Annotated in this window: 15 protein-coding genes and 1 riboswitch; of the genes, 8 read left to right on the forward strand and 7 right to left on the reverse strand. The window is 68.8% G+C overall.

All coding sequences use genetic code 11. From position 1 onward, the window contains the following. Nucleotides 1–1,115 precede the first annotated feature (1,115 nt). Nucleotides 1,116–1,493 (forward strand): hypothetical protein, encoded by a 378-nt coding sequence (locus AC1DGC_RS06260; protein ID WP_478047443.1) that lies wholly within the window; start codon nt 1,116–1,118, stop codon nt 1,491–1,493. A 195-nt stretch (nt 1,494–1,688) separates the two neighbouring features. On the opposite strand, the gene AC1DGC_RS06265 is transcribed toward AC1DGC_RS06260, so the two are convergent. Further along, entirely contained in the window at nt 1,689–2,120 is a 432-nt protein-coding gene (locus AC1DGC_RS06265; RefSeq protein ID WP_449335155.1) for a 4-fold beta flower protein, read from the reverse strand. An 11-nt stretch (nt 2,121–2,131) separates the two neighbouring features. Further along, on the reverse strand, nt 2,132–2,596 hold the full coding sequence (locus AC1DGC_RS06270) for a hypothetical protein (RefSeq protein ID WP_478047444.1): 465 nt from the start codon (nt 2,594–2,596) through the stop codon (nt 2,132–2,134). Nucleotides 2,597–2,746: 150 nt separating this feature from the next. Here AC1DGC_RS06270 and AC1DGC_RS06275 point away from each other — a divergent pair, with 150 nt between their 5' ends. From AC1DGC_RS06275 to AC1DGC_RS06300, 6 genes are all read left to right on the forward strand, one after another. After that, nucleotides 2,747–3,379: a TetR/AcrR family transcriptional regulator C-terminal domain-containing protein gene (locus AC1DGC_RS06275; protein WP_259206853.1), complete on the forward strand. Its 633-nt coding sequence runs from the start codon at nt 2,747–2,749 to the stop codon at nt 3,377–3,379. 44 nt (nt 3,380–3,423) lie between these two features. Beyond that, on the forward strand, nt 3,424–4,524 hold the full coding sequence (locus tag AC1DGC_RS06280; protein ID WP_394162766.1) for an efflux RND transporter periplasmic adaptor subunit: 1,101 nt from the start codon (nt 3,424–3,426) through the stop codon (nt 4,522–4,524). Then, a complete protein-coding gene (locus tag AC1DGC_RS06285) occupies nt 4,521–7,598 on the forward strand; it encodes an efflux RND transporter permease subunit (protein WP_394162768.1) in 3,078 nt (1,025 codons plus the stop codon). The genes AC1DGC_RS06280 and AC1DGC_RS06285 overlap by 4 nt, the downstream gene beginning before the upstream one ends. A gap of 115 nt (nt 7,599–7,713) precedes the next feature. Continuing rightward, complete coding sequence (locus tag AC1DGC_RS06290) at nt 7,714–7,881, forward strand: hypothetical protein (RefSeq protein WP_394162770.1); 168 nt, start codon at nt 7,714–7,716, stop codon at nt 7,879–7,881. Between the two features lie 75 nt (nt 7,882–7,956). Next, on the forward strand, nt 7,957–10,317 hold the full coding sequence (locus tag AC1DGC_RS06295; RefSeq protein WP_478047445.1) for a TonB-dependent receptor: 2,361 nt from the start codon (nt 7,957–7,959) through the stop codon (nt 10,315–10,317). Continuing rightward, nucleotides 10,314–12,452 carry a phosphocholine-specific phospholipase C gene (locus AC1DGC_RS06300; RefSeq protein ID WP_478047446.1) on the forward strand — a complete coding sequence of 713 codons (2,139 nt, stop codon included), beginning with the start codon at nt 10,314–10,316 and terminating at the stop codon, nt 12,450–12,452. Before AC1DGC_RS06295 ends, AC1DGC_RS06300 begins: the two co-directional genes overlap by 4 nt. Before the next feature lie 34 nt (nt 12,453–12,486). Here the strand turns inward: AC1DGC_RS06300 and pnuC are convergent, their stop codons facing one another. From pnuC to AC1DGC_RS06325, 5 genes are all read right to left on the reverse strand, one after another. Further along, nucleotides 12,487–13,083, reverse strand: a complete 597-nt coding sequence (gene pnuC / locus AC1DGC_RS06305; RefSeq protein ID WP_478047447.1) for a nicotinamide riboside transporter PnuC — start codon at nt 13,081–13,083, stop codon at nt 12,487–12,489. After that, nucleotides 13,080–15,251 (reverse strand): TonB-dependent siderophore receptor, encoded by a 2,172-nt coding sequence (locus tag AC1DGC_RS06310; RefSeq protein WP_478047448.1) that lies wholly within the window; start codon nt 15,249–15,251, stop codon nt 13,080–13,082. Before AC1DGC_RS06310 ends, pnuC begins: the two co-directional genes overlap by 4 nt. A 65-nt stretch (nt 15,252–15,316) precedes the next feature. Then, nucleotides 15,317–15,412: riboswitch (TPP riboswitch) on the reverse strand. A gap of 39 nt (nt 15,413–15,451) precedes the next feature. After that, nucleotides 15,452–16,588 carry a phosphotransferase enzyme family protein gene (locus tag AC1DGC_RS06315; RefSeq protein WP_478047449.1) on the reverse strand — a complete coding sequence of 379 codons (1,137 nt, stop codon included), beginning with the start codon at nt 16,586–16,588 and terminating at the stop codon, nt 15,452–15,454. A gap of 134 nt (nt 16,589–16,722) precedes the next feature. Beyond that, the gene (locus AC1DGC_RS06320; RefSeq protein WP_259206844.1) at nt 16,723–17,097 is read right to left on the reverse strand and encodes a glycine zipper 2TM domain-containing protein; all 375 of its coding nucleotides are present in this window, start codon (nt 17,095–17,097) and stop codon (nt 16,723–16,725) included. Nucleotides 17,098–17,314: 217 nt separating this feature from the next. Further along, nucleotides 17,315–17,953 (reverse strand): response regulator, encoded by a 639-nt coding sequence (locus AC1DGC_RS06325; RefSeq protein WP_478047450.1) that lies wholly within the window; start codon nt 17,951–17,953, stop codon nt 17,315–17,317. Nucleotides 17,954–18,031: 78 nt separating this feature from the next. Here AC1DGC_RS06325 and AC1DGC_RS06330 point away from each other — a divergent pair, with 78 nt between their 5' ends. Continuing rightward, nucleotides 18,032–21,625: an ATP-binding protein gene (locus AC1DGC_RS06330; protein ID WP_478047451.1), complete on the forward strand. Its 3,594-nt coding sequence runs from the start codon at nt 18,032–18,034 to the stop codon at nt 21,623–21,625. Nucleotides 21,626–21,632: the final 7 nt, after the last annotated feature.

Consider the following 21,632-nt stretch of genomic DNA (forward strand, 5'->3'; position numbering starts at 1 on the left):
GTCCCGGGCCCAGGCATACTGACAACTGTGGCAATGGCGGGCATGATGAGCTTGGTTGCATCGCCGGACGGGTGGAGCGGAATTATCGGGCAATTCTCTAATGGAAAAGATAGCTGTCCAATATCCTGAACAACACCGGATAGAAAAACGAAGGGAAATACTCGAATAGAGAATAAGGTTGGTGGGTTCGATGTCGCTAATGGCGACTTTGATGCTCTTTGGCCGGGAAATGTTTCGGATAAGGGCGGCGGAGTCAGGGTCGGTACCTTGGAGGATGGTCGGAGCATCATTGTGCGTCCGACCTCCACAGATGGTTCTCCGACAATTGATTCAGTCAGGTGGTAGAACGCGAGTAAAGGTGCGCTATGGATTACGCGCAGTGCCTGCTTGGCTGTGTCTCTTGGCGTTGTATGGACAATGTAGGGCCGAAGGATATGAATGGACATTGACGCGATCACAGAGCTACTTACCGCAGGGGATATCGCCTCTGCGCGTGCCTGTTTGCTTGAGCTTCTATCGAATGAGCCGGCCAGCGAAGCTGGCTGGCTGCTTCTATCGGGTATATCTACGCGCACGGATGACGCTGAGCTGGGCGCTAAAGCCTTCCGCGCCCTGGCAGGTCTGCGTCCAAGTGACGCTCTTGCTTCGTCTGGTCTCGTTTGGGCGCTTATGCGATTGCGGAACTATGAAGATGCCAAGGCCGAAATGGAGCGGTTCTCAAGGTTCGTTGATTTGACCATCCCAAGCCACTGTTCGGTGGCACAAGAACATCGCGACGCTATGGAGGTGATCCAGCGGAGTTCTGGGGTATAGAACCAGTCGCCGCGCACAGAGCTGCAGGACGTTGCCGACCACGTTTGCACGTTACCGCCAGCTGTAACGCCAGGGATTCTTCACGCACCTCCGAACCGCAAGAGCGCTACATTCAGAACGGCCTCGCCAGCAGTGTGCGAGGGCCCGAAATGCCCAAACAACTGGTCAGGCATGCCACTGAGGTCGCCCGTCCTCGCCGTTTGGATGGCTGCAACGCATGGGTGCGGCAAGGTCTTCCACACGGCGCATGCAACCTCGCCCTTGGGCGCGGGAATACCAACGCAAGCAGAGGAGCGTCATCAATGGGACTGTCGCGTGTTCTGGTGAGCAGTGTGCTCCTGGCCCTGCTGCCGGGGTGCAGCGAAGATCCTGTCGGCGTGAGCTATCCGTTGGGCAGGAATGGAGCGCAATGCCCTTTCTACAAGGGGTTTGATCGCCATCCTCCCGCGGTAGTGGTGGATGGGCTGCGCGCGCGCGGATTGGATAGTCGCAGGCTCATTGGCAGGACGGTCTGTGGTGATGTGGTTGGCTGGCAACTTCTCCCCCTGGGGGCGGACATCAACACTATTCCACCTCCCGATGTTTACAAGGACGTCTGGTTGGAAGCTGATGGCTCCGTGGTGGTCAGTCCTGACGACTTCGCCGGGGACGCGGTGCGCAATAAGGGGGCAAACCGGTAAGTGAGAGGTCGACGATGCTGGTTGCCACCGTGGGGGCCTGTTCCGAATGGGTACGCCATGCTCGCGGCGGTGGAAGGCGCGCCAGGCGCTCAGCCGCCACATGCTCCCGCGCGGAGCGCGGCACGTGACCCTGACGAAGCGTGTTGATCCACGTGGACGTGGATGCCTGGCACACCCTCCGCCACGCGATGCGGTCTAGTTCCGTCCCATCGACAGGAACACATCCAGCGGGACATCCGACCAACCGCCGGCCTGCAGTGGTTCCATCGGTTCCAGCTGCGGCAGTGCTTTCAGCGGGGTGAGCTGTTGAAGGCCCTTGATGCGCTCCACGCGCGTGCGCCGCCTGATCACGCTTTCAGTGAATCCAACCGCGTAACCGTCATGGTCCACGACGACGCGGTTCTTGAGCCACCCCAGGTGCCTGCCGTTGAAGCCATAGAGGGACTGCCCATCCACGTAGGCCACCGGCTGCCCATCCCACAGGTAGACGGTCATCTGCTGGTCGGTGTCCAGGTAGGCAACGGCGTACCCACGGATGTCGTAGAGCGACAGCTGCAGGGCGTGGCCGATGGAAGGCATCAGCAGCAGGGTGGCGCACACCCAGGCAAGGGGTTTTCTCGGGAACATGGCGGCCTCGGCTAGCGTTGCGGGTCGGCTGCACCGGTCGGCGTGGGCTGAGCCGTCGCGGACGGCGGCGCCGCGGTGGTCGTGTCACGCAGGCGTTGGCGAAGGCGATCGTTGCTGGCCTGGAATGTCTGCACCAGCGTGTCACAGGCCTGTCTGGATGCGCCGCACTTGATCGACATCCCGATCTCGACCCCGCCATCGCGCTGGACCAGGGTGCGCTTGACCATCGAGGGGTGCATTGCGTTGCCCGGTGCGGTAATCGACCACAGCACGTGCCCTTGGTGATCCTGGAGCGCGAACCAGTCGTTCTCCAGTCGCTCGCTGACGTGGGGGGACGCGCGCAGCGCGACGAGCGCGGCGTCCGGGGACGCGTAGGGAATCGCGGCGCCCTCGCCGTCCATGGGTCCGGCGTGCGCACCTGCGCCCACGCTGGCGAACCACACTGCCAGCGCGATCGTCCCGTTCTTCCAGCGCATCCTGCTCTCTCCCTTGGGCGCCAGGCCCTGACCGGCATGGTATTGCCCCGTCCACCCGGTCGCCAGCGCTGGCCGCGGTCGCCTCCTTGCGCGCACCTGCCTAACGCTGTTAGATTCGCGCCCCTAACATCGTTAGGCAAGGGCCAGCAGGTGCGTCAGCCGATCGGGCGGGAAAACATCGTCGAGGCGGCCTTCCGGATCCTGGATGAGGCGGGGCTGGAAGGGGTGACCCTGCGCAAGGTGGCCTGTTCGCTGGGCATCCGTGCGCCCTCGCTGTACTGGCATTTCAAGAGCAAGCAGGCGCTGATCGACGCCATGGCCGACGCGATGATCTGCGACGTCGCCCGCGCGATCCCGGCCGGCCAGCCGTGGCGGCAGACGCTGCTGCAGATCGCCCGTGAATTCCGGCTGGCGTTCAAGGCCCGGCGTGACGGTGCGCGCGTCTACGCCGGTACGTTCCTGGCCACCGAGAACGTGTTGCGGGTAGGCGAGGCGAGCATGGCCGCGCTGGCCGGCGCCGGCGCCCCGATCCGCTTCGCCGCGACCGCCTCGATGGACCTGGTGTACTACACGATGGGCTTTGTGATCGAAGAACAATCGTGGCCGGGCGACGGCAGCATGGAGGCGCTCGGTGAAACGTTCATGGCCCTGGCCGAGGAGCGTTTCCCGCACTGCTGGCAGGCCCGTGATGTCTGGAGCGAGGTCGACTTCGACACGCGCTTCGAGCAGGGGCTGGGCCTGATGCTCGATGGCATCGAACGGCGTCTGGCCGCCACCCCCTGATGTTCCCCTCCCGTTACCGCTGCTCCGACACGGAAGCCCCACCGATGCGTGACCGACTCCTCCGCTGTTCTTCCCTGATCCTGATCGCCGCGCTGTTGTCGGCCTGTGGCGGCAAAGACGAGGCGGCCTCGGCCGAGGCCGCCAGCGCAAGCGCGGCGTTGCCGGTCTCGCTGGCCACCGCGCAGTTGCAGCCGATGGCGCGCACGGTGCTGGTGTCCGGGCCGGTCACCGCCTATGAGGAAATGCAGCTCGGCGTGGAGATCACCGGCCAGCGCGTGACCGCGTTGCCGGTGGACGTGGGCCAGTGGGTGAAGCAGGGCCAGGTGCTGCTGCAGTTGGACCACCGCACCCTGGACAGCGAGCTGGCCCAGGCCGACGCGTCGCTGCGCCAGGCGCAGGCCTCGCAGGAGCTGGCGCGGATGAACTACGAACGCAGCGCCAAGCTGGAGGCCCAGCAACTGATCAGCGCCAGCAGCCTGGACGAACTGCGCGCAGCGCGCATCAATGCGGAAGCGCAGACCTCCACCGCCCGTGCGGCACGTGACGCGGCCAAGCTGCGCCGTGATTTTGCCGACCTGCGCGCGCCGGCCGATGGCTTGATCTCCAAGCGGCTGGTGCAGCCGGGCCAGGTGGTGTCGGCCGGCACCGAGCTGCTGCGCCTGATCCGCGACGGCCGCCTGGAATGGCGCGCGGAGTTGCCGGAGAACCAGTTGGCCGACGTGGCCGTGGGCAACCCCGTCGAACTGCCCTACGCCGGCCAGGTGGTCAGCGGACGTATCCGTGCGGTCACCCCCGGGGTGGATGCGCAGACCCGGACCGGCACGATCTACGCCGACCTGCCCACGCCCGACCCGCTCAAGCCGGGCATGTACGTGGAAGGCCGCATCGTCACCGGCGACGGCCAGGCGCTGACCATCCCCACGGCGGCGATCGTGCAGCGCGATGGCCACAGCTATGTGTTCAGCGTCAACGACAAGCAGCAGGCCGCCCGCCACCGCGTGCGTACCGGCCAGGCCGTCAACGGCCAGACCGCGATCCTGGAAGGACTCAAGGCCGGCGACAAGGTGGTGGTGGACGGCGCCGGCTTCCTCGGTGAGGGCGACCGCGTGCGCGTGGTGGCCGCGACCAGGGCTGCCGCGCGATGAACATCTCCGCCTGGGCGATCAAACGCCCGCTGCCTGCGCTGCTGATCTTCTTCGTGCTGTGCGTGGCCGGTCTGTGGGGCTTCCATCAGCTGCCGGTGGCGCGCTTCCCGGACATTGCCTTCCCGATGACCACGGTCACGGTGACCCAGCCCGGCGCGTCGCCGAGCCAGCTCGAAGCCGAGGTCACCCGCAAGGTCGAGGACTCGGTGGCCACGGTCAACAACGTCAAGCGCGTGATCTCCTCGGTCAGCGAAGGCGTGAGCACCACCACCATCGAGTTCCAGCTGGAGGCCGACCTGGCCACCGCGCTGGACGACACCCGCGATGCGGTCACCCGCATCCGCACCGACCTGCCGCAGGACATCCAGGAGCCGGTGATCTCCAAGGTGGATATCGGCGGCTCGCTGATGACCTACGCGTTGGTCGCCCCGCACATGACGCCCGACGAAGCCAGCTGGTTCGTCGACCGCGACATCGCGCGCGCCATGTACGGCGTGCCCGGCGTGGCCCGGGTCACCCGGGTGGGGGGCGTGCAACGCCAGGTCCGCGTGGACCTGGACCCCAACGCGCTGATCGCCATGGGCATCACCGCCGGGGACGTGTCCCAGCAGCTGGCGCGGATCCAGGTCGAGCGTGCCGGTGGCAAGGCCGAGATCGAGGGCGCGCAGCAGACCATCCGCACGCTGGGCACGGTGGGCGATGCCCAATCGTTGCGCGACTACTCCATCGCCCTGCCGGACGGGCGCGCGGTGCGGTTGTCCACCCTGGCCACGGTCACCGATGCCGCCGCCGACCCGACCGAAGCGGCGTTGCTGGACGGCGGCGACGTGGTGGCGTTCTCGATGTCGCGCACGCGTGGTTCCAGCGAGGTCAAGGTGGAAGCCGGCGTGCACGCCGCGCTGGACACGATCAAGGCCGAACATCCGGGCATCGATTTCCGCCTGGTCACCACCGCCATCGACGAAACCCACCGCTCCTACGACTCGTCGATGACGATGCTGTACGAGGGCGCGCTGCTGGCGTTGCTGGTGGTGTGGCTGTTCCTGCGCGACTGGCGCGCGACCTGGGTGGCGGCGCTGGCCCTGCCGTTGTCGATCATCCCCACCTTCGCGGTGATGTACTTCTTCGGCTTCACGCTGAACATGATCACCCTGCTGGCGCTGTCGGTGGTGGTCGGCATCCTGGTCGACGATGCGATCGTGGAGATCGAGAACATCGTGCGCCACCTGCGCATGGGCAAGCCGCCGCTGGAGGCCGCGCGCGAGGCGGCCGGCGAGATCGGCAACGCGGTGATCGCCACCTCGCTGACCCTGGCGGCGGTGTTCGTGCCGGTCGCCTTCATGCCCGGCATCGCCGGCAAGTTCTTCCGCGAGTTCGGCTGGACCGCGGCCACCGCGGTGCTGTTCTCGCTGCTGGTGGCACGCCTGCTCACGCCGATGATGGCCGCCTACCTGCTCAAGCCGCATGGCGAGGAGAAGCCCGATTCGAGGCTGATGGTCTGGTACCTGGGCTGGGTGGACGCCGCGCTGCGCCACCGCGGGCGCACGCTGTGGCTGGCCACCGGGTTGTTCGTGGCCTCGCTGGCGCTGGTGCCGTTCATCCCGGCCACCTTCATCCCGCAATCCGACCTGGGCCGCAGCAACCTCAGCCTGGAACTGCCGCCAGGCACCCGGCTGCAGGAGACGGTGGGCGTGGCCGAGCAGGCGCGCGCGCTGCTCAAGGACATGCCCGAACTGAAGCAGGTGTACACCGCCGTGGGCAGCGTGCTGGACCTGGGCGACCCCAGTGCCACCGGTGTGGGCGAGGCACGCAAAGCCACGCTGGTACTGGACTGGGGCACCGCCAACACGCGTGACCGCGACCAGCGCGCGCTGGAACGCGAGGCCCGGCAGAAGCTGGCCAACCTGCCCGGCGTGCGCGTGAGCTATGTCAGCTCCGAGCCCGGCAACCTGCTGCAGCTGGTGCTGTCCGGCGACGATCCGCAACGCCTGCAGGACGCCTCCACGGCGCTGGAGCGCGACCTGCGCGGCATCCAGGGCCTGGGCAGCGTGACGTCGACCGCCTCGCTGCTGCGCCCGGAAGTGCAGATCGTGCCCAACGCCGCACGCGCGGCCGACATGGGCGTGGCCACCGCGGACATCGCCGAGGCGGCGCGCATCGCCACCGCCGGCGACTACGAGCAGCGCCTCGCCAAGCTCAACCTGCCCGATCGCCAGGTGCCGATCCGGGTTGGCTTCGCCGAGGCTACGCTGGCCAACCCGGCCCTGATCGGCCAGTTGCGCGTGCCCGGCCGCAACGGTCCGGTGCCGCTGGCCGCGGTGGCCGATATCCAGCAGGGCAGCGGGCCCTCGCAGATCTCGCGCTACCAGCGCCAGCGCAACGTCACGCTCACCGCCGAGCTCAACGGCCGCCCGCTCGGCGATGTGATGACCGAAGTGCAGGCATTGCCCAGCGTCAAACAGCTGCCACCCGGGGTGACCTTCCTCAACACCGGTGATGCCGAAGTGTTCGTCGAGCTGTTCATCGGCTTCCTGTTGGCGATGGCCGCCGGCCTGATCTGCATCTACATGGTGCTGTTGCTGCTGTTCAACCACGCGCTGATGCCGGTGACCATCCTCGCGGCGGTGCCGTTGTGTGCCGGCGGTGCATTCGGTGCGCTGCTGATCACCCAGAACATGCTCTCGCTGCCGGCGCTGATCGGCCTGTTGATGCTGATCGGCATCGCCACCAAGAACTCCATTCTGTTGGTGGATTACGCGGTGATGGCCGAGGACGAGCACGGCATGAGCCAGCACGACGCGCTGATCGATGCGTGCCGCAAGCGCGCCCAGCCGATCATCATGACCACCCTGGCGATGGGCGCGGGCATGATGCCGATCGCGCTGGGCTTCGCCGGCGATTCCAGCTTCCGCGCACCGATGGCGATCGCGGTGATCGGTGGCCTGATCACCTCCACGCTGCTGAGCCTGATCGTGATCCCGGCGGCGTTCACCGTGATGGATGACCTGGGCAACTGGCTGTCGCGCAAGTTCCATCGGCGCCCGTCGCACCCGGTGGCTGGAGGCGCGGAGTAGGCGCGCACGCCAGCGACAAGGCAGTCCTGGGCCAGGCATGAAATCCCGTGGCAGGCACAGGGCGCCTGCCACGACCACCCCGATACACTCGGCACTCGTCCCGCGAAGCGCCGCCATGCTCGACCGTAGCGTCGTCCTGATGTGCCGGTATGCCCTGTCGACCGCGTGTTCCAGCGCATCGGCAGCAGAGGAAACACTGCTCGGCGTCGCGCCGCTGGCTGGGGATGCGGTGGCGGTCGCGCAGCTGGCCAGCCACGTCAAACGCAGCACCACGTGCGCGTAATGCAAGCGCAATGTCATGGGGAAGTCACCGGCGCTGCCAATACTCCGCCGGTCGCCCACTACCCCCACCGACCCGATGCGCGCCTCTGGCCACTGCCCTCGAATCTCGCTGCTCGCCCTGTTGCTTTCTTCCGCCGTGCAGACCATGGCGGCCGAGCCCGCGCCCGCCGATGAGGCCCGCACGCTCGACCAGGTGCAGGTCATCGGCCAGGCCACCAGCTACGCCAAGACCACCGTCAGCCAGGAAACCCTCAACCGCCAGCAGATCCTGAGCAGCGTCAACACTGCGCTCAACGAGCTGCCGGGCGTGGTGGTCAGCGAAGCCGATGCCACCGGCTCGTCGGTGTGGGGCACGCAGATCAGCATGCGCGGCTTCGTCACCAACCGCGACACGCAGCAGATCGGTACCACCATCGATGGCCTGCCCAACGGTGGCTCGGGCTATGGCGGCGGCTCGCTGGCCAACCGCTACATCGACACGCTCGACCTGGAGACCATCGAAGTCAGCCAGGGCACCGCCGACATCTCCTCGCGCTCCAACGAGGCCCTGGGCGGCACGCTCAACTTCCTCACCAGCGATCCGCTGGCCGAGCAGCGCCTGCGCATGGTGGTGGGCGGCGGCGACAACGATGCACGCAAGTACTACGTGCGCTACGACACCGGCCTGCTCGGAGGTCACACCCGCGCCTGGGTCAGTGCGTCGTCTTCGCGCGTCAACGACTGGATCGACGGCAGCGGCCATGTCAGCAACGACCACATCGCGGCCCGGTTCGTCACCGAGCTGGAGCGCTGGACCCTCAGCGGCTACGCCTCCTACAACGATGCCGACGAGCCCGAATACACCAGCGTGAGCCCGGCCGCGTTCGCCACCCACCCGGACCGCGATGGCCTGACCGGCACACTCACCGGTATTCCCTACCTGGACCAGAACTACCGGTCAGGATCGCGCGCGCTGCGCGAGAACACCTTCGGCTACCTGCGCGGTGCGTTCGACGGCGGCAATGGCGTCAAGGCCACGTTGACCGGCTACGCGCACAGGATGGAGGGCCGCGGGGACTGGTTGCCGCCGTACCTGGTGCAGGCGCGCAACGATGGCGTCGGCCAGCCGGAATCGGAATACCTCGGTGGCGGCACGGTGTATGGCGGCAGCGCGCTGGGCCAGTTCTACTTCGTCAACCCGGATGGAAGCGCCGCGCAGATGCGCGCCGGCTGCGTACCGCGCGCCGGTTTCAGCGCGGAATACGACCCCAACTGTTACGCCGCTGGCGTGCAGGGCGTGCAGTCCTACCGCCACTCGCACTACGACAACGACCGCGCCGGTGCCACCGCCGACGTGGAGTGGAAGCAGACCCTGGGCAGCGTGGACAACACCGTGCGTGGCGGTGTGTGGGTGGAGCAGTACGATCGCAGCGTGCGCCGCGACTGGCACCGCCTGCTCAACGTCGGCACCGACATCGGTTTTGATCACCAGCCGTACTGGGTGCAGTTCGAAGACCGCTACAAAACCAGCGAGCATATGTACTACGTGGAAGACGTGGCCCGCGTCGGCCCGTTCAGTGCGCGCGTGGGCGTCAAGCAGTTCTTCGTCGACCAGAAGCGCAACCGGGTGATCGGCAACGCCGAGAACGTGCGGTCGGACTCCAGGTCCGATCCGCTGCTCTCCGCCGGTGGCACCTGGACCCTGCCCGTGGAAGGGCTGGAGCTGTTCGGTGGCTACTCGCAGAACTTCGCGGCGATCCCCTCCGGCGTGCTCGGCGAAACCGATGCGCAGCGCTTCGCCCGGGTCGAGCCGGAAACCGCCGACAACATCGAGCTTGGCCTGCGCGTGAGCCGTTGGCCCTTGACCGGTTCGCTGACCCTGTACACCATCAGGTTCGACAACCGCATCGTCTACCTGCCGGCGCGGTTGGCCGATGGCATCGACTACCTGGACGAGACCGATGGCGTCTACGAGAACTTTGGTGGCGTGGAAAGCACCGGTCTGGAAGCCGCGCTCGGCTACGGCTGGGACAGTGGCTGGCGGGTCAACGGGGCCTACACCTATAACCGGTCCAAATACCTGGGCAGCGGCAACCTGGCGCGCGACACCGAACTGGGCATCGTCGATGGTGCGCAGGTGATCGGCCAGCCCAAGCACGTGCTGGTGGTCTCGGCCGACTGGCAGGGCGAGCGCTGGAATGCCGGCATCTCCGGTCGCTACCTCGGCGAGCGTTACCTGGATGCCTCCAACATCAACAAGCTGCCGTCGGCCACCGTGTTCAACGCCAACATCGGGTTCGACCTGCAGGGCCTGTCGCCGAAGCTGAAGGGCGTGGGTGCCAGCCTGGTGGTGAGCAACCTCACCGACCGCCGCTACCTGGCCGGCGTGGATGGCAGCGATTCCGCCTTCATCGGTGCCCCGCGCACGGTCGGCGTCTCGGTCCGGGTCGACCTGTGACCCGACGCGACACCCCCGCGCCGGACATCGGTCGCCGCCGCCTGCTGCAGGGCGGCGTCGGCGCCGGGCTGGCGGCCCTGTTGCCCAGCATCGCCCGTGCGGCGGCGATCGCCCCGCATGCGCGCAGCGGCAGCCTGGAGGATGTGCAGCACATCGTGGTGTTCATGCAGGAGAACCGTTCGTTCGACCATTACTTCGGCACCCTTCCGGGGGTGCGCGGGTTCGGCGATCGTTTTGTCATCCCGGCCGCGCCGCTGGCCGCGGGCCAGCCGCCGCGCACTGTATGGCTGCAGCCCAATGCGGCCGGTACGCGGGCCATCGCACCGTTTCCGCTGGATACCGCCGCGCAGTTCGGGGTGATGCGCGTGGAAGGTACCCCGCATACCTGGCCCGACGCACAGCGTGCATGGGACCACGGGCGCATGGCGCAGTGGCCGGCGGCCAAGCAGGACCATGCGATGAGCTACTTCCAGCGCGCCGACATGCCGTTCCAGTTCGCGCTGGCCGAGGCGTTCACCGTGTGCGATGCCTACCACTGCGCAATGCAGGCCGGCACCAATCCGAATCGCCTGTTCCTGTGGACCGGCCACAACGATCCGCATGCACGCGGCGGTGGCCCGGCCGTGGCCAACTCGCACGACAACTTCCCCGAGCTGGGCGGCAACCCGCAGGCCTACACGTGGACCACCTACGTGGAGCACCTGCAGAACGCAGGCGTGGACTGGCGCATCTACCAGGACATGGCCGACAACTTCACCGACAACCCGCTGGCCGGCTTCGAGACGTTCCGCCAGGCCTGGCGCGGCGCGCCCGGCCACGATGCGGCCCTGCGCGAACGCGGGGTCAGCACGCGCGGGTTGGCCCAGCTGCGCGAAGACGTGCTGAAGGGGCAGCTGCCGCAGGTCAGTTTCATCATCGCCGATGCCGCCGGCAGCGAACATCCCGGCCCCTCCAGCCCCGCCCAGGGCGCGGCGTACACCGCGCGCGTGCTGGATGCGCTCACCGCCGATCCCCAGGTGTGGGCCCGTACCGCGCTGCTGCTGATGTTCGATGAGAACGATGGTTTCTTCGACCACATGCCGCCGCCCGCACCGCCGTCGCCCGACCCCAGCGTGGCCGGCGGCTGGGCAGGCGCGTCGTCGGTCTCGACCGAGGGCGAGTATCACCGGCATCCGTCACCGGGCAACGAGAAGGCCGATCCTCTCGACCTGCGTGGCCGCCCCTATGGCCTCGGCCCGCGCGTGCCGCTGTATGTCATCTCGCCGTGGAGCCGCGGTGGCTGGGTCGATTCGCAGGTCTACGACCATACCTCGGTGATCCGGCTGATCGAGCGCCGCTTCGGCGTGGCTGCACCGGCGCTGTCGCCATGGCGTCGCGCGGTCTGCGGCGACCTGACCGGCGCATTCGACTTTTCGCGTGGCGACGCGCGGCCCTTCGTCGCGTCGCTGCCAGCCACCGCCGCCACCGCCGCGCGTGCGGCCGCGTTGCCGGGCCGTACCGTGCCGGTCGTGCCCGAGGGCCTCGCGCCGGCGCGGCAGGCGCCCGGGGTGCGCCCGGCGCGCGCGCTGCCGTATCGGCCGCAGGCGAGCATCGTGCTGGCTGACGACCACGTGCGGCTGGACCTGGCCTGCGATGGCGCGGCGGCGGTGCTGCATGTCTACGACCGTCTGCATCTGGGCGCGATCCCGCGCCGCTACACGCTTGCCCCGGGCCTGCCGCAGCAGGCGCGCTGGGCCATCGATGACGCACGCGGCTACGACCTGTGGCTGCTCGGCCCGAACGGTTTCCATCGGCACTATCGCGGCCAGCCAGGCACCCAGGCACCGCTGCAGTCCCGCATCGACCGCGACGCTGGCCGCCTGCGCCTGTGGCTGCACAACCCCGGCGCGATGCCGCTGGCGGTCGCCGTGCGCGCCGGTGCCTACGTCGAGGCCGCCCCGCACCGGCAGCTGCGGATCGACCCGGGCGCCACCGTCGACATCGCCTGGGATGCCACGCCCAGCGGCGGCTGGTACGACCTGCACGTCGAGCAGCCGGGTGCGTCCCAGCGTCTGGCCGGGCGGGTGGAAGATGGCCAGCCGGGCAGCACCGACCCGGCGATGGGCGCCGAGCCGATGCGCTGGCTGGCCGACTGAGCAACGCGGGGCAGGCGCGCCCGAAAGGCCGGCCTCAGCCGTGGTGGCTACCGGCGGGCATCGCCTGGCCCGCGCCTGCCGCCGTCCACGCCCGCAGCCCCATCACCGCCAGCCCGACGAACACCAGGTACAGCCCGGCGGTGACGTCCAGCGACTTGACCAGGTACATGCCCACGTAGATCACGTCGACGATGATCCACAACCACCACGTGGCGATGTGCCGGCGTGCCTGCCACCACTGCGCCACCAGGCTCAGCGCGGCCAGCATCGCATCCAGCCACGGGAGCGCGGCGTCGGTCCAGCTATGCATCGCCGCGCCGAGCACGAGCCCGAACGCGATGCCGATGGCCAGGTCACGCAGCAGCGTGCGCCGTGCCAGTGGTGCGATCACGATCGCACCGTCCTCCTGCGCGTGCCGGTGCCAGCTGAGCCAGCCGTACACCAGGAAGCCGCCGAACACGACCTGCAGCAGGGTGTCCGAGTACAACCGGGCCTCGGCGAACACGCCCCCGTACAGGGCCACCGCCACCAGCCCGACCGGCCACGCCAGCATGCGCCGGCGTGCCATCAGCCACACGCCCAGCAGGCTGGCCACGACCGCCGACCATTCCAGGATCGCCGCGGCGTTCATAGCCCGAACGTGACCGACAGCCGTGCCTGGCGCGGCGCACCGGCGAACAGGTAATAGTCACCGGCGCTGCTGCCGGTATCCCGCCAGTAGAAGCGGTCGAACACGTTGTCCACCGACAGGTTCCAGGTGACCGGATGCTCGCCCAGCGCGTGCTTGAAGCGCAGGCCGAGGTCGACCACGTGGTAGGCCGGCGCGCGCACGCTGCCGTCCACCGTGGCCGCGTTCGCAGACGCGTAGCGCCAGCCGCCGGTGATCGCCAGACCGGAGGCGAAGGGCAGCGCGTAGTCGGCATGCACGCTGGCGCGCAGCTTGGGTACGTTGACCAGCTGGTGGCCCTCATACAGCGCGGTGCCGGTGCTGCGCGCGCGCGCCTGCAGCGCGCTGACGCTGGCAGTGAGCACCAGGCCCTCGGCGAGCCGGCCATTGGCGGTCAGCTCCAGGCCGGTGTGGGTCTGCTGGCCTTCGGCGACGAAGGTATAGCCGGCGTCGCTGGCGTCGGGCCTGGCGTACTGGAACGGCTGCGAGGTGCGGAACACGGCCGCGCCCAGGGTGAGTGCGTCGGCCGCGGCGTACTTGACGCCCACTTCGGTCTGGCGCGACAGCACCGGGGCCAGGAACGCGCCGTCGTTGGAGGTCCAGAACGGGGCTTCCTGGCCGAGCGAAATGCCGCGCACGTAGCTGGCGTACACATTCACTTCGTCGGTGGCGTTCCAGATCAGCGCGGTCTGCGGCAGGAAGCGCGACAGCCGGCTGCGGCGTTCCGGCGCGCCGCGCTTGTCGAAGGCGCGCTCGTCCAGGCGCACGAAGCGGCCACCGGCCAGCCATTGCCAGTCCTCGCCGAACTGCATGCGGTCCATGGCGAACAGCGCGGTCTGTGCGCTGTCCAGGCGCCGCACCGACGGGCCCGGCTGCAGCGGCGACGGCGCGAACACCGGCATCTGCGCATCGCCGATGTTGGCGGTGCCGACGTACTCGTTGACGTTGCGGCGCTTGTCGATGGTGCGCTCGAAACGATCGGCGCCGATGCTGAGGTCGTGGCCCACGCGCCCGGTGTCGATGCGCCCGCGCAGTTCGGCGCGTGCTTCCAGGTTGCGACGGGTGTCGTCGGGGCTGCGGTAGTCGTAGACGTCGTAGTCGCCATCGGGCGCGAAGTAGTTGCCCGGCACGCTGCCATCGGCGCACTGCGCGGCGTAGTAGCAGCCATAGGCGAAGGCCACGCTGTCATCGATCACCGACCGGCTGTAGCCGGCCGACACCCGCGACTGCCACTGCGCATTGAACTGGTAGGTATGCAGTGCGGTGATGTTGGTGCTGTCGATGCCTACCGGCCGCTGCCAGGGCTGGTAGCCCAGCATGTGCTCGCGGTCCACGCCGCGCGGCAAGGTGCGGGCGCCGAGCAGCTGGTAGCCGGAGGCCGAGCGCTGCGCGCTGGTCTGGTAGTTGGCATCCACCTCGAGCTTGCTGCGGTCGCTGATCAGCCAGTCGGTGGCCAGCGAGTAGAAATTGCGACGGCCCTCGGCGTGCTCGATATACGATTCGCTGCCATCCCAGGCCGCATTCACGCGCACGCCGACGCGCGGGGTCAGCCAATGCCCGGCATCCAGCGCCGCATAGCGCGAGCCTTCCGAGTCGGTGCCCAGGGTGACCGTGCGCACCTCGGCCGGACGCTTGCCCACGTAGTTGATGATGCCGCCGGGCGCCATCACGCCGGCGGCAAGGCCGGCCTCGCCCTTGAGAATCTCCACCTGCTGGATGTTCTCCAACGCCAGGCGCTGCTCGCCGGTGGTGCTCAGGCCGTTGAAGCGGTAGCCGGTGCCGGTATCCAGCGGGAAGCCGCGGATCGCGATGTTCTGGTAGTAGCCCACCGGCGCGTAGCTGTCGCCCAGCGAAGCATCGTTGCTGGCCAGTTCGGACAGCGTGCGCACCTGGCGGCTGTCCAGCAGCATGCGGTCCAGCACCGTCAGCGACGCCGGCGTGTCCTTCCAGTCGCCGCTGCCGAAGCTGCTGGTCTGGACGGTATCGGCCACCGGTTGCCGGGCCTGCACGCGCACGGCGGCAAGGTCGGTCGGGGAGCGTTCGGCGGCGTCGGGGGCGGCATCGCGGGCGTGCAGCGGCAGGGCGGCACACAGGGCGACGGTCAGCAGGGCAGGGCGGTAGCAGCGGTTCATTCGATTCGTCATCAGCCAGAAGAGACGAAGCGACGGCGCGCACGCACCGACCCATCCGGTCGTTGCGCCCACTGCACAAAGCTCCCTACGCCGGTATCAACCGGATCAGGTTCCAAGGGACTCTCTCAGCCTGGCTTCGCCAGGCACCCCCGCTTCAAGGGCTATTTCACCACAAACGCCGCGGCGCTGCCCGCCGGCGTTCAGGCGGCCGCGTGCAGCGCCGCGAGAAGGGCCTGCCCGTCGTGGCCCTGGAACCAGGCCGCATGGCCGAGCAGGAAGGTGTGGTAGGCCACGTCCGCGTTGGCCGGCGACCCGGTGACGCCCTCGAAGTACTCCACTTCGGACAGGGCAAAATCCAGGTGCACGATCGGCAGCAGGTCGGCCAGCAGGTGCACGCGCGCGGCCGACAGGGGCAGCACCTCGCGATAGCCGGCCAGCAGGGCCAGCGCGATCCCCGGCCGCGCGGCCGGGGCCGGCCGGTCGATCTCCAGCCAGGCAATGGCATTGCGCTCGATCGCGGTGGCCAGGTCGAACAGGGCACTGGTGGGCGAGGCCAGCCCGAAGTCGAGCACGCTCGCCACGGCCATCGTCTCGCCGTCGGCGCGCCACAGCAGGTTGGAGACGTGCCAGTCGTTGTGCGCCCACAGGCGCGGTTCGGCCTGCAGGTGGCCGGCCAGGCCGGCATGCCAGGGCAGCACCGCGCGCTGCAGGTCCGCGCGCCAATCGCGCCGGCCGAGATACGCTGCCAGGCCGGGACGCTGGTCGAGGTCGTGGGCGATCATGGCCAGCGGGTCGCGGGCACGTATCAGGTCGTCGCGCGCGACGAGAAGGTGGGTGTCGCGTTGGGGCGCGTGATAATCGGCGGCCGCCTGGTGCAGGCGTGCGAGCATGCGGCCGGCCTCGTGGGCCTGGGCGATCGCGGTCAACGGCGTCCACGACGGCGCATCGCGGTACACGTCCTCGCCCCGGCCCAGGGTATGCACTTCGTAGGTCCAGCCGTCGTGCGCCAGCGCGGTGCTGCCGTCGGCCGCGCGCAGCACCTGCACCACCGGCAGGCCCGCTGCACCGAGGTGGGCGATGAAGCGGTGTTCCTCGGCCAGCGTCGCCGCGCTGCGCACGCTGCCGTGGTGGCGCTTGACGAACACCTGCCCCGCGCCGGTGTCCACCAGGGCGGCCGCCGACAGCGGTCGCGGGCTGTGCCAGCGCAGGCGCGCCTGGCCGTGCCACTGCGGGTACTGCCCGGCCAGCCAACCGATCTCGGCCTCGTCGAGCGCCGGCCAGTCGGCGTCCACGGCATCGTTGTTGAGGCCCTGGACGAGGTGGGGAGCGTTGTTCATCGGGACGTGCGACGGGGGCGGTGCTGCTGCCGGGCGCCTAGGGTAGCGCGATACCGCCGGGGCCCGGAACGCAGAACGGGCGGATCATCGACCCGCCCGCTGCTGCTACGGCTGCATCGGCACCGCTGGCGGTATTACCAGCCGCGGCCGTGTCGGCGATCCCAGTCGCGGTGGCCGCGGTCATGGCGACGGTCGCGGTCGTAGCCATAGCGACGGTCATGGCGGCGGTCATCGTAACGACGGTTGTCGTAGCGACGGTCATACCGGTTGTCATGGCGATCGCGGGTGGTCAGGTTGCCGATCGCGCCGCCGGCGACGGCACCGCCCACGGTGGCGGTCGGGTCGCCGTTGGAAATCAGGTGGCCGGCCACGCCGCCCACCACCGCGCCCACCACGGTGCGCTTGTCCTTGCGGGACATGGCGCTGGCGTCGCTGATGGTGGCCAGGCCGGCGGTCAGGGCCAGGGCCATGGCCAGTCCACGAAGGCTGAGTGCGGAAATGTTGAGCATGTTCGGTTCTCCTGTCAGGTGCTTGCCACGGTCGGGAGGTGTGGCGACTGCCTGCCCACCGGCCTTGGCTACCACGCTGGGGGCCGGACATTGCCGGAACATTACCCCGGTGGACCGCTCAGCGTGCGTATTCATCTAGCGGCAGGACGCATGAAGCGGCGCTGAAAAAAGCCTGACCTGCGCATGAATCCGGCGCCGGTACATGCGCTGACGGGCGTCAGATTTCGCCGTCGCGCAGGTAGTCGAACAACTCGGCATCGCCCTTCAGCCCAAGCTTCAGCATCGCATCGCCCTTCTGGCGGCTGATCGTGCTCACGCTCTTGTGCAGCTGCAGGGCGATCTCCTTCACCGTCTGCCCACTGCCGAGCAGGCGCAGCACTTCCACTTCGCGCGGTGACAGCGGCTTGGTGCCCACGTCACCCACGTTGTGGGTGCCAATGGCATTGATGCGTTCCTTCAGGGTGCGGCTCATATACGGCACGCCGTGCTGCACGGTCTGGATGGCCAGGGGCAGCTCTTCCATCGAGGAGGTCTTGTCGACCAGGCCCAGCACGCCGGTGGAGACCACCATGCGCAGGATCGCCAGGTTGTTGGAGACGCTCAGCATCAGGACCGGCAGGTCCGGGAAACGCCGCCGGATCATGCCGATCATGGTGAACCCGTCGGCCTGCTGGCTGCCGGGCATCGAGTAGTCGGTCACCAGTACGTCGCACGGGTGCTGGGCGAGCGCGGCGAACAGTTCGTCGGCGCTGCTGGCTTCGGCCACCACCGTGCCGACCCCGCTGGATTCGATCACGGCCTTGGTGCCGATACGGACCACCGGATGATCGTCGGCGATGATGATGCGCAAGGTCATGGATTAGTATGGTCGCCGAGGCGGACGCCGCATGGGTCGTGCCGTGGTGGAAACATCATTCTACGGAGATCAGACCGCATGCGTACCCCGGTTGTCCGCTGGCTGGTTCTGCTGATCCTTGCATTCATGCCGATGTGGGCGATGGGCGCCGATGTGCCCGCGACCACCGCGTCGCTTTCGCCCCGCCAAAGTGAATGGCTTGGACGGCACCCTACCATCATCCTGGGCATTTACGACAGCGGTTGGCCGCCCTTTGAATCCATCCAGAACGGCCGTCCCCAAGGCCTGGGCTACGACTACCTGAGCCTGCTGGCGACGCGGTTGGGGCTGCGCGTGGAGGTCCGCACCTACCCCAGCTGGACCGCCGTGCTCGACGCGGCCTGCCGGGGCGAGGTGGACGTGGTGATGAACGTCACCCTGACCGCCGACCGTACCCGCTGCATGGTCTACACCCAGCCCTACATCGAGGCACCGTTGGCGGTGGTCGGGCGCCCGGACGACACCCGCACCTCGACCGACCCGGACCTGCAGGGCCTGCGCGTGGTGACCGAGGGGGAGTTCGTCACCAGCGACCAGGTGCGCGCGCGGTTTCCGCGGGCGGTGCGGATCAACGCCGCCGATACCCTGGCAGCGCTGGGCATGGTCGGCCGCGACGAGGCCGATGTGTATATCGGCAATGCCTACGTGGCCAGTACGTTGATCGGCGCCAAGGCGCTGCAGCGGGTCTCCCTGCTGCGGCCCAGCGACCTGCCGCAGGAGCGCCTGCACTTCGGCGTGACCAACGCGAGCCAGCCGCTGGCCGAGGCCCTGGACGGCGCACTGGCCCGGCTCACCAGCGCCGAGCGTGAGGCGATCGCCGATCGCTGGCTGCAGCCGTTGCAGTGGTCGCGCAGGTCGCAGCTGATCCTGGGCAACGCGGAAAAGCGCGTGCTCGCGCAACCGCTTCGCCTCGGCTTCGCGCCGCAGGCCGCCCCGCTGGCGTTCATCGACGCCGATGGCCAGCCCAGCGGCGTGGCCGGCGACTACCTGCGCCAGTTGAGCCTGGCTGGGGCGCACCTGACACGGGTGCCCGCACACGACTGGTTCGAGGTGCGCGAGCAGCTGCGCAAGGGCGAGGTCGACGCGATCATGGGCATCCCCAACGACTCCACGTACCTGGGGCCGGGCTGGGTGTTCAGCCAACCCTTCATCACCGTTCCCAACGTGATCGTGGTCGGCAGCCAGAGCCCGCCGGTACTGAGCCTGGCCGACCTCAACGGGCACAGCATCCTGGTCTCCGATCCCGATCGCCTGCGCGGTTTCATCCTGCAGCACGCGCCCAACGCACGCATCGTGCCGGCGCGCAGCGGCGAGCAGGCGCTGGCACGGCTCGCGCGCGGCGATGCCGACGCCTACGTCGGCAACCTGGCCACGGCCGATCGCATCGTGCGCGAGTCCTACCCCACGCAGTTGCACGTGACCGCGCCCGCCGGCCTCAACGATCGGCTGTCGCTGGCCGTCAAGCGCGAGTACGCCCCGCTGGCGACCACCTTCGACCGCGTGCTGGTCAATCTCGGCACGCGCGAGCACGAAGCCATCCGCGGCGACTGGCTCTCCGCCGAATACCGCAGCGGGCTGGACTGGCGCTCGATCGCGCGGTGGGCCGTGCCGCTGGCGCTGGTGCTGCTGACCGCCTTCCTGGTGCACGGCTGGGGCTATTGGCGGCTGCGCAATGAAGTGTCGATGCGACGACGGTTGGAGCAGCGCCTCGCCGAGGTCACCGACAACCTGCCGGCCACGGTCTACCAGGCGCGCCGCGATGCCAGCGGGCAGTTCTCCTTCCCCTACATCGCCGGCGACATGGAGGCGCTGTTCGGCCTCAGCGCGGCCGAGGCGATGGCCGATGGGGGGCAGGTCATGGAGCGGGTCGAGGCCCAGGACCGCGCGCGCGTGCGCGCGGCACTGGACCAGGCCGCACGCGACTTCGACGTGCTCGACATGGAGTTCCGCACCCGTCCGCACGGCAGCACGCGCTGGGTGCGGTCGCGCGCCACGCCCTATGCGGCCGAGGAGGGCCAGATGCTGTGGAGCGGCTACTGGGTGGATGTCACCGAAGCGCGTGCCCAGGCGGACGCCCTGGTCGCGGCCAAGGCCGCCGCCGAGCAGGCCGCGCAGGCCAAGTCCGCGTTCCTGGCCACGATGAGCCATGAGATCCGCACGCCCATGAGTGGCGTGCTGGGCATGGTCGAGGTGCTGGCGCATACGCCGCTGGACGACGAGCAGCGGCGCATCATCGCGGTGATCGAAGATTCCGCGCAGATGCTGCGGCACATCCTCGATGACATCCTGGACTACTCGCGCATCGACGCCGGCGCGCTGCAGCTGGAACTGCAGCCACTGGCGCTGCGCAGCCTGCTCGACAACGTACAGCAGCTGCTGGCGCCGCAGGCGGCCGCCAAGGGCCTGCAGCTGCAGTTGCAGGTCGACGCGGACGTGGCGCCGTGGCACCTGGGTGACGGCCTGCGCCTGCGCCAGATCGTGTTCAACCTGCTCAGCAATGCAATCAAGTTCACCGCGCACGGCAGGGTCTCCATCGCGCTGGCGCTGGAACAGGACGACGAGGGCGCGCAACGGCTGCGCCTGAGCGTGGCCGACACCGGCATCGGCATTTCCCCGGAACAACGCGAGCGCCTGTTCATGCCGTTCGCCCAGGCCGATGTGGCCACCTCGCGCCAGTACGGCGGCACCGGCCTGGGCTTGAGCATCTGCCAGCGCCTGGTGGCGCTGATGGGCGGTGCCCTGGACCTGCACAGCGTCCCCGGCGAAGGCACCGAGGTGGTGGTGCGGCTGGTGTTGCCGGTGGTGCCGGCGATGGAGCCCGGGGAGGCGGCGCTGACCGGCGGCGATGGCGTGCCGACGTTGCCGGAGGCACTGCAGCGACGTCGCGTGCTGGTGGTGGAAGACCATCCCACCAACCAGGCGCTGATGCGCTGGCGGCTGCAGCAGTTGGGACTGTCCTACGCGCTGGCCGCCGATGGCCAGGAGGCGTTGGAACTACTCAAGCAGGGAACGTACGACCTGGTCATCACCGATTGCCGCATGCCGGTGCTCGATGGCTACGCGATGACCAAGCGCATGCGCGAGGACGAGCGCGCGCAGGGGCGGCCGCGCATGCCGGTGATCGCGCTGTCGGCCAGTGCGCTGGCCGAAGACCTGCAGCGCTGCCGCGAGGCCGGCATGGATGACCTGCTGGCCAAACCGGTGGCGCTGGCCACGTTGCGCCAGGCGCTGCTGCGCTGGTTGGATGCCGACGCGGCAGCGCACGACCCGCGCCACGCGGCCGATGCCGCCGTCGCCACGCCTGCGGCCGGGGCGCCAAGCCGCAGCGCGATCGTGCAACGCTTCGGGTCCGAGCATGTCGCCAACGTCATGATCGACAGCATGCGCAGTGCCACCGAGGACGACCTGCGCCACAGCCGGAGCGCCCTGGACGCCGACGACAGCCATGCCGCGGCGGAGGCGCTGCACCGCATGGCAGGGGGGCTGGGCGCGCTCGGGGCCGGCACGCTGGCCGTGCAGGCACGCACGTTGATGGAGCAGGTCGAACGCGAGGGCGTGCCTGCGTGCCGCGACGCCATCGAGGGCTTCGAGCAGGCGCTGCGCGCCTACCTGGCATCGTTGCAGGCCGGCTGAGCAGGCG

Source organism: Stenotrophomonas sp. 05N37 (genome assembly GCF_056397365.1).

Excerpts from the sequence above, each read along its gene's own strand:
- AC1DGC_RS06260 (WP_478047443.1), top strand. The coding sequence starts at position 1,116 with ATGGGACTGTCGCGTGTTCTGGTGAGCAGTGTGCTCCTGGCCCTGCTG.
- AC1DGC_RS06265 (WP_449335155.1), bottom strand. The coding sequence starts at position 2,120 with ATGTTCCCGAGAAAACCCCTTGCCTGGGTGTGCGCCACCCTGCTGCTG.
- AC1DGC_RS06270 (WP_478047444.1), bottom strand. The coding sequence starts at position 2,596 with ATGCGCTGGAAGAACGGGACGATCGCGCTGGCAGTGTGGTTCGCCAGC.
- AC1DGC_RS06280 (WP_394162766.1), top strand. The coding sequence starts at position 3,424 with ATGCGTGACCGACTCCTCCGCTGTTCTTCCCTGATCCTGATCGCCGCG.
- AC1DGC_RS06285 (WP_394162768.1), top strand. The coding sequence starts at position 4,521 with ATGAACATCTCCGCCTGGGCGATCAAACGCCCGCTGCCTGCGCTGCTG.
- AC1DGC_RS06290 (WP_394162770.1), top strand. The coding sequence starts at position 7,714 with ATGCTCGACCGTAGCGTCGTCCTGATGTGCCGGTATGCCCTGTCGACC.
- AC1DGC_RS06295 (WP_478047445.1), top strand. The coding sequence starts at position 7,957 with ATGCGCGCCTCTGGCCACTGCCCTCGAATCTCGCTGCTCGCCCTGTTG.
- pnuC (WP_478047447.1), bottom strand. The coding sequence starts at position 13,083 with ATGAACGCCGCGGCGATCCTGGAATGGTCGGCGGTCGTGGCCAGCCTG.
- AC1DGC_RS06310 (WP_478047448.1), bottom strand. The coding sequence starts at position 15,251 with ATGAACCGCTGCTACCGCCCTGCCCTGCTGACCGTCGCCCTGTGTGCC.
- AC1DGC_RS06315 (WP_478047449.1), bottom strand. The coding sequence starts at position 16,588 with ATGAACAACGCTCCCCACCTCGTCCAGGGCCTCAACAACGATGCCGTG.
- AC1DGC_RS06320 (WP_259206844.1), bottom strand. The coding sequence starts at position 17,097 with ATGCTCAACATTTCCGCACTCAGCCTTCGTGGACTGGCCATGGCCCTG.
- AC1DGC_RS06325 (WP_478047450.1), bottom strand. The coding sequence starts at position 17,953 with ATGACCTTGCGCATCATCATCGCCGACGATCATCCGGTGGTCCGTATC.
- AC1DGC_RS06330 (WP_478047451.1), top strand. The coding sequence starts at position 18,032 with ATGCGTACCCCGGTTGTCCGCTGGCTGGTTCTGCTGATCCTTGCATTC.